General features: G+C 63.2%; 13 protein-coding genes and 1 pseudogene. All 14 read left to right on the forward strand.

Translation table 11 applies throughout. The annotated features are described in order from the left end of the window. On the forward strand, positions 1-279 hold the full coding sequence (locus ACQ4WN_RS08605; protein WP_071075022.1) for a DUF4404 family protein: 279 nt from the start codon (positions 1-3) through the stop codon (positions 277-279). 356 nt (positions 280-635) lie between these two features. Continuing rightward, complete coding sequence (locus tag ACQ4WN_RS08610; protein ID WP_436551241.1) at positions 636-2897, forward strand: YgiQ family radical SAM protein; 2262 nt, start codon at positions 636-638, stop codon at positions 2895-2897. 281 nt (positions 2898-3178) lie between these two features. Beyond that, positions 3179-3286, forward strand: a pseudogene (locus ACQ4WN_RS08615) (zinc-ribbon domain-containing protein); the annotation flags it as partial. 192 nt (positions 3287-3478) lie between these two features. Next, positions 3479-4231: a hypothetical protein gene (locus ACQ4WN_RS08620; RefSeq protein ID WP_436551244.1), complete on the forward strand. Its 753-nt coding sequence runs from the start codon at positions 3479-3481 to the stop codon at positions 4229-4231. 47 nt (positions 4232-4278) lie between these two features. Continuing rightward, complete coding sequence (locus ACQ4WN_RS08625; protein ID WP_436551152.1) at positions 4279-5001, forward strand: hypothetical protein; 723 nt, start codon at positions 4279-4281, stop codon at positions 4999-5001. Between the two features lie 58 nt (positions 5002-5059). Beyond that, positions 5060-6190, forward strand: a complete 1131-nt coding sequence (locus ACQ4WN_RS08630) for a zinc ribbon domain-containing protein (RefSeq protein ID WP_436551153.1) — start codon at positions 5060-5062, stop codon at positions 6188-6190. An 8-nt stretch (positions 6191-6198) separates the two neighbouring features. Then, positions 6199-7284, forward strand: coding sequence for a zinc ribbon domain-containing protein (locus ACQ4WN_RS08635; RefSeq protein WP_436551154.1), 1086 nt, complete (start codon positions 6199-6201; stop codon positions 7282-7284). Positions 7285-7447: 163 nt separating this feature from the next. Further along, the gene (locus tag ACQ4WN_RS08640) at positions 7448-8329 is read left to right on the forward strand and encodes an EamA family transporter (protein ID WP_436551155.1); all 882 of its coding nucleotides are present in this window, start codon (positions 7448-7450) and stop codon (positions 8327-8329) included. A gap of 208 nt (positions 8330-8537) precedes the next feature. Beyond that, the gene (locus tag ACQ4WN_RS08645; protein ID WP_436551156.1) at positions 8538-9497 is read left to right on the forward strand and encodes a sugar ABC transporter substrate-binding protein; all 960 of its coding nucleotides are present in this window, start codon (positions 8538-8540) and stop codon (positions 9495-9497) included. An 84-nt stretch (positions 9498-9581) separates the two neighbouring features. After that, a complete protein-coding gene (locus ACQ4WN_RS08650) occupies positions 9582-11132 on the forward strand; it encodes a sugar ABC transporter ATP-binding protein (protein WP_436551157.1) in 1551 nt (516 codons plus the stop codon). An 18-nt stretch (positions 11133-11150) separates the two neighbouring features. Then, the gene (locus ACQ4WN_RS08655) at positions 11151-12122 is read left to right on the forward strand and encodes an ABC transporter permease (protein ID WP_436551158.1); all 972 of its coding nucleotides are present in this window, start codon (positions 11151-11153) and stop codon (positions 12120-12122) included. A gap of 21 nt (positions 12123-12143) precedes the next feature. Further along, complete coding sequence (locus ACQ4WN_RS08660) at positions 12144-13202, forward strand: LacI family DNA-binding transcriptional regulator (RefSeq protein WP_436551159.1); 1059 nt, start codon at positions 12144-12146, stop codon at positions 13200-13202. After that, positions 13199-14110, forward strand: coding sequence for a ribokinase (gene rbsK, locus ACQ4WN_RS08665; protein WP_436551160.1), 912 nt, complete (start codon positions 13199-13201; stop codon positions 14108-14110). The genes ACQ4WN_RS08660 and rbsK overlap by 4 nt, the downstream gene beginning before the upstream one ends. Before the next feature lie 13 nt (positions 14111-14123). Then, positions 14124-14516 carry a D-ribose pyranase gene (gene rbsD, locus ACQ4WN_RS08670; protein ID WP_436551161.1) on the forward strand — a complete coding sequence of 131 codons (393 nt, stop codon included), beginning with the start codon at positions 14124-14126 and terminating at the stop codon, positions 14514-14516. The last annotated feature ends 82 nt before the right edge of the window (positions 14517-14598 follow it).

The following is a 14598-nucleotide window of genomic DNA, read 5'->3' on the forward strand; positions in this document are numbered from 1 at the left end:
ATGGATAGCAAACTCAAGGAATCGCTGCAACAGCTGCAATCGACCATCGCATCTGGCGATCCTGTGGATGAAGAAACACATGGTTTGCTGCAAAAGCTCAATGGCGATATTCAGCAGTTGCTGGAAAAGCGCGCCGCGCAGGAACAGGACGAAGAGTCGACCACCTATGGACTGGCCGAGCGCAGCCAGGAATTGTCGGCCAAGTTTGCCGTCAAGCATCCTAAACTGGAGCCGGCCTTACGTGAATTGGGTGAAATTCTCGCCAACATGGGTATCTGATGCACCTCTGAAAACCTACTGCGCAGCCCACTGCCGGGCATCCGTTGCTCACCGTACCTTCGTACGGCTCCGCTACTCAACCCGGCATTGAGCTTGCTCGCTACGGTTTTGAGAGGCGCCGAGACGATGTTGATGCCATGATAAAAACTGCTCCTCAGTCACAATTTCTCGATGGAAATTTCCCAAGTGATTGAAAAATAAACGTTTTTTATACGAAAATCCAACAGTAAAAAGCAGGCCGTCAGGTTGGAAATGGCCAATTCCGGTACAATCCGTACCCTATGAGCTCCCCTACCAATTTATTTGCGACCGTTCCCAAGCGGTCTGCCCGCGCTGCCGTGGCGCCTTTCCTGCCGATGTCGCGTGCCGAGATGGACGTGCTGGGCTGGGACCAGTGCGACGTCATCCTCGTCACGGGCGACGCCTACATCGACCATCCGAGTTTCGGCATGGCCCTCGTCGGCCGCCTGCTCGAAGCGCAAGGTTACCGCGTCGGTATCATCAGCCAGCCGGACTGGCTGTCGGCAGAAGCGTTCCGCATCCTCGGCAAGCCGCGTTTGTACTACGGCATTACCGCCGGCAACATGGATTCCATGGTCAACCAGTACACGGCCGACCGCAAGATCCGCTCCGACGACGCCTACACGGCGAATGCCGAACCGAATAAACGCCCGGACCGCGCCGTCACCGTGTACGCCCAGCGCGCGCGCGAAGCGTATTCCGACGTGCCCATCGTCATCGGCAGCATCGAAGCGTCCCTGCGCCGCATCGCCCATTACGATTATTGGTCGGACAAGGTCCGCCGTTCCGTTCTGCCCGATTCCAAGGCTGATTTGTTGATCTTCGGCAATGCCGAGCGGGCGCTGGTCGACCTGACCCACCGCCTGGCCGCCGGCGAACACATCAAGGATATCCGCGACTTGCGCGGCACGGCCTTCATGGTGCCGTCCGGCTGGTTGCCTGGCGACGACTGGGGCGTGCACAATTCCACCCGCGTCGACGTGCCCGGCAAGATCGACCCGCATTACAGCCCGTACGAGATGGTGCAGGAAGACAAGACCGCCTGCGCCACGGAAAATGCCTCGAAATCGGCCGAAGTCATCAAGCCGATCCGCATCATGAGCCGCGAAGAGCGCCTGGCCATGGCCAAGGAAAAGCACGACAAGACGGTCGTGCGCCTGCCCGCCTACGACGTCGTCAAGGATGACCCCGTGATGTATGCGCACGCCTCGCGCGTGTTCCACCTGGAATCGAATCCCGGCAATGCGCGCGCCATGGTGCAGGCGCACGGCGAACGCGATGTGTGGCTCAATCCGCCGCCGCTGCCGCTGGCCATGGACGAAATGGATGGCGTGTACGACATGAATTACGCGCGCGCGCCGCACCCGAGTTATGGCAAGGCGCATATCCCGGCCTGGGAAATGATCCGTTTCTCCGTCAACATCATGCGCGGCTGCTTCGGCGGTTGCACCTTCTGCTCGATCACCGAGCATGAAGGGCGCATCATCCAGAGCCGTTCGGAACCGTCGATCCTGCGTGAAATTGAGCATATCCGTGATAAAACCAAAGGCTTTACGGGTACCATTTCCGATATGGGTGGCCCCACGGCGAATATGTACCGCCTCGCTTGCAAGGAAAAAGAGATCGAAGTGTCGTGCCGCCGCCTGTCGTGCGTGTATCCGTCCATCTGCGTCAACCTGGGCACGGACCACAGCAAGCTGATCTCGCTGTACCGCAAGGCGCGCGCCATTCCCGGCATCAAGAAAGTGCTGATCAGCTCGGGCTTGCGCTACGACCTGGCCGTGCGTTCGCCCGAATACGTGAAGGAACTGGTGACGCACCACGTCGGCGGTTTGTTGAAGATTGCCCCTGAGCACACGGAAGAGGGTACCTTGTCGAAGATGATGAAGCCCGGCATCGGCGCGTATGACGAGTTCAAGGAAATGTTCGACCGTTTCTCGCTGGAAGCGGGCAAGAAGCAGTACCTGATCCCGTATTTCATCGCTGCCCATCCGGGCACGACGGACCTGGACATGCTGAACCTGGCCCTGTGGCTGAAGAAAAACAATTTCAAGCTGGACCAGGTGCAAACCTTCATGCCTACGCCGATGGCCATGGCCACGACCATGTATCACACGCGCAAGAATCCTTTGCGCAAGGTCACGGCAGATTCGGAAGTGGTGGAAACGGCGCGCAGCGGCAAGATCCGCCGCACGCATAAAGCCTTCCTGCGCTACCAGGACCCGGCCAACTGGCCGATTTTGCGCGAAGCGCTGGTCAACATGGGCCGTGGCGACTTGATCGGCAATGGCGACAAACACTTGATTCCTGCCTGGACGTCGTCGGAGTCGGGTGGCCTGGCCGCAGGCGAACGCAGCCGCCAGACGCATGGCGCCGGCACGCCGGACAAGTTCAAGGTCACGCCGGGCAAAAACCGCATCGCCCTGGGCGGCACGGCAGCGGCGCCGAAAGCGTCGGCTGCCGAGTCGAAAGTGCGGCCATCGATCTTGTCGACCATCAAGACGAAGGCCAAGCCGGCCGCCGTGCCGATGGGCCGTGGCAGCAAGCCGCCTGCCAAGGGCGGCCATGCCGCGCCGGCACGGAGCGGACGCAAGTAAGCTGCCTTCGGCCCTCGGGCATAGCCTGAAAACCCGGCAACGCGTACTGCGTTGCCGGGTTTTTTGCTCTCTGTGCACCAAGATGGGGCGCGGCACCTCCTTCGCGGCAGGATTTTTACTAATATTTAAAAATTGAATAGAGCAAAAAGCAATTTTCCCTTGTGGCAACTTGGTGTTTGAAAATATACTCGTTGAATATTTAGCCGTACGGCAACAATGCTGCCATTCTGGCAAGCGATACAGGCGTACGGCGTCAGCGCTGATATGAAAAGAGATGCCAATTGAAATGCCTTTCCTGCCAGGCCGAGAATAAACCGGGCGCAAAATTCTGTTCTTCCTGCGGCACGACGTTTGCCGTTGCCACGACCGTTGCCGCCCCGATGCCAGGCAAATCCTGTGGCCAGTGCGGCCATGATTGCAAGGCCGATGCCAGATTCTGCCCCAAGTGCGCGTTCAGCTTTGCCGTGGCACCCGTCGCCGCAGCGGTGCCGCCGCCTCTGCCGGAGCCGGTCATTGCGCCGGCTATTGCAGCGGCGAGTGAACCGGTCATTGCGCCCGTCATTACGCCCGCCATCGAGCCCATGCCTGAACCTGCCCCGGCGCCAGTGGCGGAACCTGTGGCGGCACCGGCGCCGCCGCCCGTGCTGGAAAAGCGCCAGCCTGAAGCCGTGCCCGCTCCTGCACCAGAACCCGTCCACGCGCCCGCATCAGAGCCTGCTGCTGCACCCGCCAGCGTGCCCGAAGCGCCAAGCGACAGCCCACCGGGTGGCAACCGCATGAAACTGATTGCCGCAGCCGTCGCAGCGGTAGTGCTGCTGGGCGGTGCAGGCGGGTACTATTTCCTGTCAAGCAAGCCGCCAGCGTCGGCGCCGGCACCCGTGCCAACTGTGCCGCCGGAACCTGCGCCTGCCGCCGAGCAGCCGCTGGCCATCAGCGACCCTGCGCTCGATGGCGCCACGGCGGCCGACCATGCCGCGACACCTGCTGCGGCCGCAGCCGAACCCGCGCCCGCCCCGGTTGCCGCCCCTGCGCCCGCCCCCGAGCCAGCACCCACGCCAGCACCAGCACCTGCTCCGGTCGTGGAAAAGCCAGCCAAGGCCGTCAAGGCAGCACCGCCAGCCGCCCCCGCCAACAAGGCTGACGGCCTGGAAAGCGTGATCACGGAGAGCCTGTCGGAAGCGAGCCACTGCATGAGCCAGCGCAAATACGACTGTGCCATTGCCAACGCGAATGCCGTGTTGCGCATGGACAAGGGCAACCGCTACGCGCTCGACATCAAGCGCAAGGCAAAAGAAGCGCAAGACAAGGCGCTGTCGCAAATCCAGATCGAGTAAGCCGCGCTGCTTGCCTTCCCCCTATTTTGTTCCTCCTGGAGAATAACGTGAAAAACTTGAAAAAAATTGCCAAGCCCATGGTGGCGTTGCTGGTCGTGTCCTCGATGCTGGCCGGTTGCGCCGCGCCGGGTGGTCCAGGCGCCACTGGCACCAGCACCGCAGGCACGGAAGCGGCCAGCGGTGAATGCAATACGGCCGTGCTGGCCGGCATCGGCGCAGTCGTCGGCGGCTTGCTGGGCGGTGGCACCAATACCGTGCGCGGCGCGGCCCTGGGCGCCAGCCTGGGTGCACTCGCCTGCGTGGCCTTGAATTATCAAAGCCAGCAAGTCAAGACGGCGCAGCAAGTGCAGGCCGACTACAAGGTGGCCAACAAGGGCAAGCTGCCCGAGCAGTCGACCCTGGTGAAGTATGAGACGGGCTTTACGCCGTCTTCCGTGCGTCCGGGCCAGAAGGCGCAGACCAATTCGTATATTGAAGTGGCGGCCGGCACGCGCGATCCGAATCCGTTGGTGGAAGAGGAATTGAGCCTGTACAAGCCAAATGGCGACCTGATCAAAACTGTGCGCAAAGTGGTCAGCAGCAATAACGGCAGCGGCGCCTACAAGGGCGGCTTCTCGATTCCCATGCCCGAAGGCGTGCCGCAGGGCATTTACCCCGTGCGTACGGCCTTGTACCTGAATAGCAAGCGTGTCGGTGGCCAGGACGTCAAACTGCAGATCGTCCAGCGCCAGGCGCCTGCGAGCGAGCTGCAACTGGCGCTTGCCGACTAAATACCACGGGGCGGCCAGGCAGGCCGTCCCATCCCGATTCACCCCTTCCAGGCTAGACATGACCATTTCCACAGAAGCACATAAACCTTTTCCCTTTTCGTCCGCCGTGGGATCGCTGATCGAAGCGACCGACGCCATCAAGAATTTCCGCGCGATTGCCCTGCTGGCCCTGACCTTCATCGGCGCCGTGCTCGTCGGTGGCGTGCTGACGATGCTCGCCAGTAGCATGAGCAGTGTCGTGCTGGCCTTCCTGGGCGGCCTGATGGCTTTCCTGGTGATGTTTTACGGTTCCAATGCCGTGGGCATCCTGCTGATGCGCGATGTGCAGGGCCAGCCTGGCATGAGCCTGGTTGATGCCGTGCTCGTCTCGCTGTACACCAGCCATCGCCTGATCGCGGTCGTCTTCCTGGAATTCCTGATCGTGCTGGCGGCCATGATCGCCATCGCCATCATCTTGTTCGTCTGCAAGATCCCCGTGCTGGGCCCCGTGCTGTACGCGGTGGTCTTCCCGCTGTCGGCCATCGTGCTGGGCGTGCTGGTGTTTGCGCTGTTTTACGTGATGTTGCCGCTGGCCGGCCCTGCCGCCTGGTCGGGCGCCAGCGTGTTCCAGATCATTGCCCGTCTGAACCTGATCGTGCGCACCAAGCTGGTGTCGGTGATCCTGCTGGAAGTGCTGCTGTTCCTGATCACGTCGTTTACCGCGCTGCTGATCTTTGGCGTGCTGGGCACGGGCGTGTCGCTGACCACGGGCATGTCGGCCGGCATCCTGGGCCTGGGCGGCCAGATGAACATGTACGCGCTGGCCTCGGGCCTGGGGAGCGGCAGCGGTTCCGGCTATATCATCGCTGCCGGACTGGGCGGCGGTTTGCTGATGGCGGCCGCAGCCGTGGTGCCGGGCCTGATCTTCACCAAGGGCGTGTGCATCATTTACCTGAACGCCACGCGCAATGTCGATTTCAGCGCCTCGGAGGCGAGCCTGAACGATGGCCTGGCCGTGGTCAAGAAAAAAGCCGAGGAAGCGCGTGAACGTGCGCGTGCCCTGACCGAGCAGGCGACGGCACCAGCCGCTCCAGCCGCCCCGTCAGCGCCAGCTGCTGCGCCGGCTGACAGCCTGCAATGCCCGAACTGCAAGGCACCGGTCGCGTCCGATGACGTGTTCTGCGGCGAATGCGCGCATAAACTCAAGTAAGGCAGACCATGGCTCACTTCTGCACCAAATGCGGCACGGCCTATGCCCCGGGCGCGCGCTTTTGCGATGAATGCGGCAATACCTTGCCTGCCGCGGCAGCGGCAGCGCCGGCGCCGGTCAGGCCGGCCGGCGCCGGCGTGCAACGGCGCCACCTCATCCTGGCCGGCGGCGTGCTGGCGGTGCTCATCGTGGCCGGTGGCGCGCTGGCGTGGCTGCTGGCGCCAGAAGCGGCATCGGCCAGCAGTTTCAGCCGTGCCATCGATGCTCACCTGGCGGCTGACGAGGCGGCGCGCGACAAGTTGCTGTGCCTGACCAACTTGCCGTACCAGAAGGAAGAAATCCGCGTGGCCTCGTACGACAGTTCGACCCGGCAATGGCTCGATATCCTCGTGCGTGGCGGGTTGTACAGCGCTCCCGTCGAGCAAAGCAGCGGTGGCTGGCTTGCGCAATCGCAATTTGTCTACGCGCTGGCCGCACCGGGCAAGGCCGCCTTGCGCGGCGACAAGCTGTGCGTGGCCAAGGGCGTGAAAGTGGCCAAGGTCAGCGGCTACGAGCAAGTGCGCGAGATGGGCGGGCAGCAGGTGGCGATGGCCACGGCTACGCTGGCGCTGACCGATGAGGCGGCGTGGCTCGCCAAATCGCCGGACCGCGCATTGATCCTGCAACGCTTGCCGCACAGCGATCTGGAAGTGGAATTGCCGCTGGCCCTGGTGGACAAGCAATGGCAAGTCACCGACCGCGCGCAATTGCAGCAGGCTGCCATGAGCATGGCCGGCGCCATGCGCCAGGCGTCCGGCGCGCAAGGGCCGGGCATGCTGGACAAACTGAAAGGCCTGTTCAGTTTTGGCAGCCATCCGCTGGCGGGCAAGTGGAAGGCACCAATGGGCGGTGTGCTGGAATTTACGCGTGATAGCGTCATCGAGAACGACAAGGTAAGCAAAGGCACCTTTACCACCGAAGGCAATGTCGTGACGTTCGCGCCGGAAGGCGCAGGCGGCATGGCCATGCAACTCAGCCTGAGCAATAGCAACAACACGGCTACGCTCAGCATCGGCGGCATGCCAATCACGGTGCTGCAGCGCGTACGCGATTAAGCATCAGGCCAGGCGGCGCAGCGTGCCGCCTGGCGCAGTCCCCGCAGCCCGGCCATGCCGGGTTTTTTTTCGCCGCCAGCCAGGCAAAGGAGGTGGATATTTATCTTGACATCAAGATAGTTTGCATCCACACTCGATTTTTATCTTAGCGTCGAGATAGTATATGTCCGCCTCTCCTGCCCGTCCCGCCTGGGGCGATATCGTGCTCACGGCGCTGGCGCCCTTGATCTGGGGTTCCACATATATCGTCACATCCGAACTGCTGCCGCCGGATCGGCCTTTCACGGCGGCCCTGATCCGCGTGTTGCCAGCCGGCTTGCTGTTGCTGCTGCTGATGCGGCGCCTGCCCGCGCGGCACGACTGGGGTCGCGTGCTGATCTTGTCTGCATTAAATATCGGCGTGTTTCAGGCGCTGCTGTTCGTGGCCGCCTACCGCTTGCCGGGTGGCCTGGCGGCCGTGGTGGGGGCCATCCAGCCGCTCTTGGTGATGGGCCTGGCCTGGGGCGTGGAAGGGCGCCGTCCGGCCCGCCTGGCGCTGCTGGCCAGCGTGCTGGGTGTGGCTGGCATGGGCGTCTTGCTGTTGTCGCCGCGCACGGTGTGGGAACCCATCGGCATCGCCGCCGCACTGGGCGGCACGGCCTGCATGGCGGCCGGCACCTACCTGACGCGGCGCTGGAAGCCGGACTTGCCCGTGCTGGCGCTGACGGGCTGGCAATTGCTGCTCGGTGGCCTGATGCTGGCGCCCGTCGCCTGGCTGGTCGACGCACCCTTGCCAGCGCTAGCCTTGCAGCAAGTCCTGGCCTACGCCTACCTGTGCCTGGCCGGCGCCTTGCTGGCGTATGCCTTGTGGTTCCGCGGCATCGCCCGCCTCACACCCGTGGCCGTCTCCTCGCTGGGCCTGCTCAGCCCCCTGATGGCTGTCGTGCTGGGCTGGGCCTTGCTGGGACAGGCCATGACGGGCTGGTCGATGTTGGGCTTGCTGCTGGTGCTGGCCAGCGTGCTGGCCGTGCAGTGGGCCAGTGCCCGTCCCGCAACAAAGTCCTGACTTCCGCGCACTTCCCTTTGGCAGGCTGAACGTATCAGCCTGCCTGCTCATCTCTGTACCCCCCTTTTTTGCTGCACCGCACATACAGTTTTGCTTGCACTGATGTGTGGCATTGAGGCACTATTCGCTTCGCGCAAACGTTTGCGCACAACGAAATTCCATAAAAGCATGATCTACACGTGCTTGACCAACAACTCTGGAGACGCTCATGACATCCCGTATTCGCCTGAAAATGATTGCCGCCGCTGTCCTGGTGTGTGCCTTGCCCGCCGTGCCGGCGATGGCGCAGACACCTGCCAAACCGAAGGTGGCGCTGGTGATGAAGTCGCTCGCCAATGAATTTTTCCTGACCATGGAAAACGGCGCCAAGGCGCATCAGAAGGCGAATGCCGCCAAGTACGACTTGCTGTCGAACGGCATCAAGGATGAAACGGATACGTCGAGCCAGATCAAGCTGGTCGAGCAAATGATCGTCTCGCGCGTCAATGCGCTGGTGATCGCGCCGGCCGACTCGAAGGCGCTGGTGCCGGTGCTGAAGAAAGCCATCGACGCGGGCATCATCGTCGTCAATATCGACAACAAGCTCGACGAGGGTGCGCTGAAAGAGAAGGGCATCATCGTGCCATTCGTCGGTCCGGACAACCGCAAGGGCGCCAAGGTCGTCGGCGACTTCCTGGCCAAGCAGATCAAGAAGGACGATCCCGTCGGCATCATCGAAGGCGTCTCCACCACCTACAACGCACAGCAGCGCACCCTGGGTTTCCAGGATGCCATGAACGCGGCCGGTGCCAAGGTCGTCAGCGTACAGTCGGGTCAGTGGGAAATCGCCCCTGCCAACACGGTGGCCGCCGCCATGCTGAACGCCAATCCGAATATCAAGGCTTTGCTGTGCGGTAACGACAACATGGCCATCGGCGCCATTTCCGCCATCAAGGCGGCCGGCAAGACGGGCAAAGTGCTGGTCGTCGGCTACGACAACATCAACGCCATCAAGCCGATGCTGGCCGATGGCCGCGTGCTGGCTACCGCCGACCAGTTCGGTTCGCAGCAAGCCGTGTTCGGCATCGAGACCGTGCTGAAAGCCCTGGCGCAGAAGAAGAAGCAAGCCGATCTGGGTGGCGTCATCGAAACCAAGGTCGAACTGGTCGCCAAGGGCGCCAAGTCCTGATCGTTTGATCCCGCCGGGGCCGGTGCCCGCTTGCTCACCGAGCAGGCGCCGCTGGCCCCGCCGCCACTACCGCGGAGTTTTATCATGCCCATCGACATACCCCCGGCGACAGCCGCCATTCCCCTGTTAACGCTCGATAACATCGGCAAGTCCTATGTCGGCCCCGTGCTGGGCGGCGTGGGCCTGCGCTTCGCCGCTGGCCAGGTGCTGGCGCTGACGGGCGAGAACGGCGCGGGCAAAAGTACCTTGTCGAAGATCATCTGCGGCCTGGAGCAAGCCACGACGGGCACCATGCTGCTCGACGGCAAGCCTTACCTGCCCGCCTCGCGTGGCGCCGCCGAGGCGCTGGGCATCCGCATGGTGATGCAGGAACTCAATTTGATTCCCACCCTGTCGATTGCGGAAAACCTGTACCTGAAAAACCTGCCGCAGCGCTTCGGCTTCATCGACCGTACGCGCCTCGAACGCGACGCGCGCGAACAGATGGAAAAAGTCGGCCTGGGCGGCCTCGACCCGTGGACCCTCGTGGGCGAGCTGGGCATCGGTCACCAGCAAATGATCGAAATCGCGCGCAATCTGATCGGTTCCTGCCGCCTGCTGGTGCTCGATGAACCGACGGCCATGCTGACGCACCGCGAAGTGGAATTACTGTTCCTGCAAATCGAGCGCCTGAAGGCCGAAGGCGTGTGCATCATCTATATTTCCCACCGCCTGGAAGAACTCAAGCGCGTAGCCGACCGCATCGCCGTGCTGCGCGACGGCCAGCTCGTGTGCGATGACGATATCGCGGGACACTCCGCCGCCGACCTGGTCAGCCTGATGGTGGGCCGCTCGGCCGACGATGCGGTGGACTTGAGCGGGCGCACGTTAGGTGCGCCGCTGCTGCGCGTGCGCGGCCTGGCGCGCGGCAAGGTGGTCAAGCCGACGTCCTTCGACTTGCGCGCCGGCGAAATCCTCGGCATTGCCGGCCTGATCGGCTCGGGTCGCACGGAATTGCTGCGCCTGATCTTCGGCGCCGACCGCGCCGACGCCGGTGACGTGTTTCTCGGCGACAGCGAGGTGCCCGCCGCCTTGCACTCGCCGCAGGCAGCAGTGAAAGCCGGCATCGCCATGATCACGGAAGACCGCAAGGGCCAAGGCTTGTTGCTGCGCCAGTCCATCGCCGTCAACACGACCCTCGCCTCGCTCGACACCGTGAGTGGCGCGGGCTGGCTCAACGACGCCGCCGAAGCGTCGGTGGCCGACGATTACATTCAGCGCCTGGGCATCCGCTCGCGCAACAGCGCGCAAACGGTGGCGGAGCTCTCTGGCGGCAACCAGCAAAAGGTAGTAATCGCCCGCTGGCTGTACCGCGACTGTCCCGTGATGCTGTTCGACGAGCCCACGCGCGGCATCGATATCGGCGCCAAGTTTGATATTTATCAGGTGCTGGCCGAACAGGCGCGCCAGGGTAAGGGCCTCGTCATCGTGTCGAGCGACTTGCGCGAACTGATGCTGATCTGCGACCGCATCGCCGTCATGAGCGCGGGCAGCATCGTCGAGACCTTCGAGCGCGGTGCCTGGAGCCAGGACGCGCTGCTGTCGGCCGCCTTCTCCGGCTATTTGACCCCTCATTCCACTCCAGCTGCGGCCTGATCCGCCGGAAAGATTCCCATGACCACCCATTCCTCTCCTTCGTATCTGCAGCGCAGTCTGGCCGACCTGAAAAACTATGCGGGCCTGATCGGCGCTTTGCTCGCCATGTGCGTGCTGTTCTCGTTTGCCAGCGAAAACTTCTTTACGCTCGCCACCCTCAGCACCCTGTCGAACAACATCCCGACTCTGGTGGTGATGGCCGTCGGCATGACCTTCGTGCTGATCATCGGCGGCATCGACCTGTCCGTCGGCTCCGTGATGGCGCTGGCCGCTTCCGTGCTGTCGCTGGCCGTCGTGCACTGGGGCTGGCCCGTGTGGAGCGCGGCCCTGCTGGGCATGTTCGTCGCCGCCCTGTGCGGCGCCACCACGGGCTTGATTTCCGTCGGCTGGCGCATTCCCTCGTTCATCGTTTCGCTGGGCGTGCTGGAAATGGCGCGTGGCCTGGCGTACCAGGTGACCAATTCGCGCACGGAATACATCGGCAGCGCCGTTGACGGCATCAGCTCGCCGATCGCCTTCGGCCTGTCGCCGGCCTTCATCGCCGCCATCGCTATTGTTGTCATCGGCCACCTGGTGCTCACGCGCACGGTGCTGGGGCGCCACTGGATCGGCATCGGCACGAATGAAGAAGCCGTGCGTTTGTCCGGCATCAATACGAAGCCGTCAAAAGTGCTGGTGTTTGCCCTGATGGGTTTCCTCGCCGGCGTGGGCGCCCTGTTCCAGATGTCGCGCCTGGAAGCGGCCGACCCGAATGGCGGCGTGGGCATGGAATTGCAAGTGATCGCCGCCGTCGTGATCGGCGGCACCAGCCTGATGGGCGGACGCGGTTCCGTCATCAGCACGTTTATCGGCGTGTTGATCATTTCCGTGCTGGAAGCGGGCCTGGCGCAAGTGGGCGTATCCGAACCCGTGAAACGCATCGTCACCGGCCTGGTGATCGTCGCCGCCGTGGTGCTCGACACTTACCGCCGCCGCGGCGAGCGCGCATAATCGCAGGAGAAAGCGCGTTTCATGGCAACCATCAAGCAAGTGGCGCAGGCGGCGGGGGTGTCGTTTACCACCGTCTCGCACGTCCTCAACAATACCCGCCCCGTCAGCGACGAGGCGCGCCGCGCCGTGCTGGCGGCGGCGGAGCAATTGCACTACGTGCCCAGCGCGCTGGCGCGTTCCCTGCGCAGCCGCAGCACGGGCACCATCGGCCTGATCATTCCCAACAATACGAACCCGTATTTTTCTGAAGTGGCGCGTGGCATCGAGGATAGCTGCTACGCGGCCGGCTACAGTGTGATCCTGTGCAATTCCGATGACGACCCCGTCAAGCAGCGCGACTACTTGAACGTGCTCTTGACCAAGCGCTGCGATGGCTTGATTTTATCCGCGCTGGCTGACAGCGATGGCGAACTGCTGCGCAAGATGAAGGTGCCGGCCGTGCTGCTCGACCGCGCGCCCAGCGACCTGTCCATCGATGCCGTGGCGGTCGACAACCGCGCCGGGGGATCGTTGGCCGCGCGCCATTTACTGGGGCTGGGACGCCGGCGCCTCGCGTGCATCGCCGGTCCCCGTGAAGTGCGCATTTCCAACGAACGCATCGCCGGTGCGCGCAGTGCCATGGCGGACGCGGGCGTGGTACTGGCCGACGCGCTGTGCCGCCATAGCGATTTTACGAGCGCGGGCGGCTATGCGGCGGCGCTGGACTTGCTGGCGCTGCCCAAGGGCCAGCGCCCCGACGCCTTGTTCTGCTGCAATGACTTGATGGCCTTTGGCGCCCTGCGCGCCGCCGCCGAGCGGGGCATTGCCGTGCCGGCCGAGCTGGCCGTCGTCGGCTTCGACGATATCGACCTGGCCAGCTTCGTGCATCCGGCCTTGAGCAGCGTGGCGCAAAACACGCGCGAGCTGGGCCACATCACGGCCGCCTGCCTGCTGGCGCGCATCGCCGACCCCGCCTTGCCGCGCCAGCAGCGCAGCATCGCGCCGGCACTGCATGCGCGCGGTTCCAGCGTGGCTGCCACTGTACCCTTTTCCGCACCTACTTCTTCACCTGCAACTGAACTGATGGGAATGACATCATGATCGTGGTTATCGGCAGCATCAATATGGACCTGGTCTTGCGCGTGCCGCGCATGCCCCTCCCCGGCGAAACCCTGACGGGCGGCGCGTTTCGCACCATTCCTGGCGGCAAGGGCGCCAACCAGGCCGTCGCTTGTGCGCGCCTCAGCGGCAAAGTGGCCGCCGGTGGCCAGCAAGTGGCCATGGTCGGCTGCGTGGGCGACGACGCGTTCGGCGCGACCCTGCGCGCGGCTCTCGTCGGCGACGGCATCATCGACAGCCACATCACCACCTTGCCCGGTGTCGCGTCCGGCATCGCTTCCATCCTGGTCGACGACAATGGCCAGAACAGCATCGTGATTGCCGGCGGCGCCAACGATTTGCTCAGCCCCGCGCACATTGACGCGGCGCAAGGTTTGATCGAACAGGCAGATATTGTCGTGCTGCAGCTGGAGACACCGATGGCCACCGTCGTGCACGCCATTAAACTGGCCCGTTCGCTGGGCAAGACGGTGGTGCTGAACCCGGCCCCGGCCGCCAGCTTGCCGGACGGCGTGCTGGAACTGGTCGACTACCTGATTCCGAATGAAATCGAAGCGGCCATGCTGGCCCGCGTCAGTCCAGAAGGCGCGGACATCAAGGTGCTGGCGGCAGCGCTGCAAAAGTTGGGCAGCGATAACGTTATCATCACCCTCGGCTCCAAGGGCGTGCACGCGGCCCTGTATGGCGGCGATACCACGTTCCCGGCCGAGGTGGTGCAAGCCGTGGACACGACGGCGGCCGGCGACACGTTTATCGGCGGTTTTGTGGCGGGCCTGGCGTCCGGCATGGACGAGGCTGAAGCGATTCAGCAAGGCCAGCGCGCGGCCGCCTGGAGCGTCACCAAGCCCGGCGCGCAAACCTCGATTCCCCACCTGCACGAGCTGTTCTAAAGACACCACGCCCATGAAAAAATCACCGCTGCTTAATATTGCGCTGTCGCAACTGATCGCTTCGCTGGGCCATGGCGATATGCTCGTCATCGGCGACGCGGGCTTGCCCTCGCAGCCGGGCGTGCCCCTGATCGACCTGGCCTTGACGCGCGGCATTCCCGGTTTCATCGATACCGTGAACACGGTATTGAGCGAAATGCAGGTGGAATACCATTTGCTGGCCAGCGAATTGCCACAGCACAACCCGGTCATGGCGGCGCAGGTGGCGTCCCTGGCCTTGCCCGATGCGCGCCAGGTGACGCATGAAGAGTTCAAGCAACTGTCGAAGGGCGCGCGCGCCATCGTGCGCACGGGCGAATGCAGCCCGTATGCCAACATTATTTTGGTGGCTGGCGTCGTGTTCTAGCGAAAACAATGGTCAGATTGTTTGCTAAAAACATCAACTTTATTGTTTCTAGTGAAATAATTATCCATCGGCAAAAGGGGCG

This window comes from Janthinobacterium pasteuri, assembly GCF_051380775.1.
Lineage (GTDB): Bacteria > Pseudomonadota > Gammaproteobacteria > Burkholderiales > Burkholderiaceae_D > Janthinobacterium.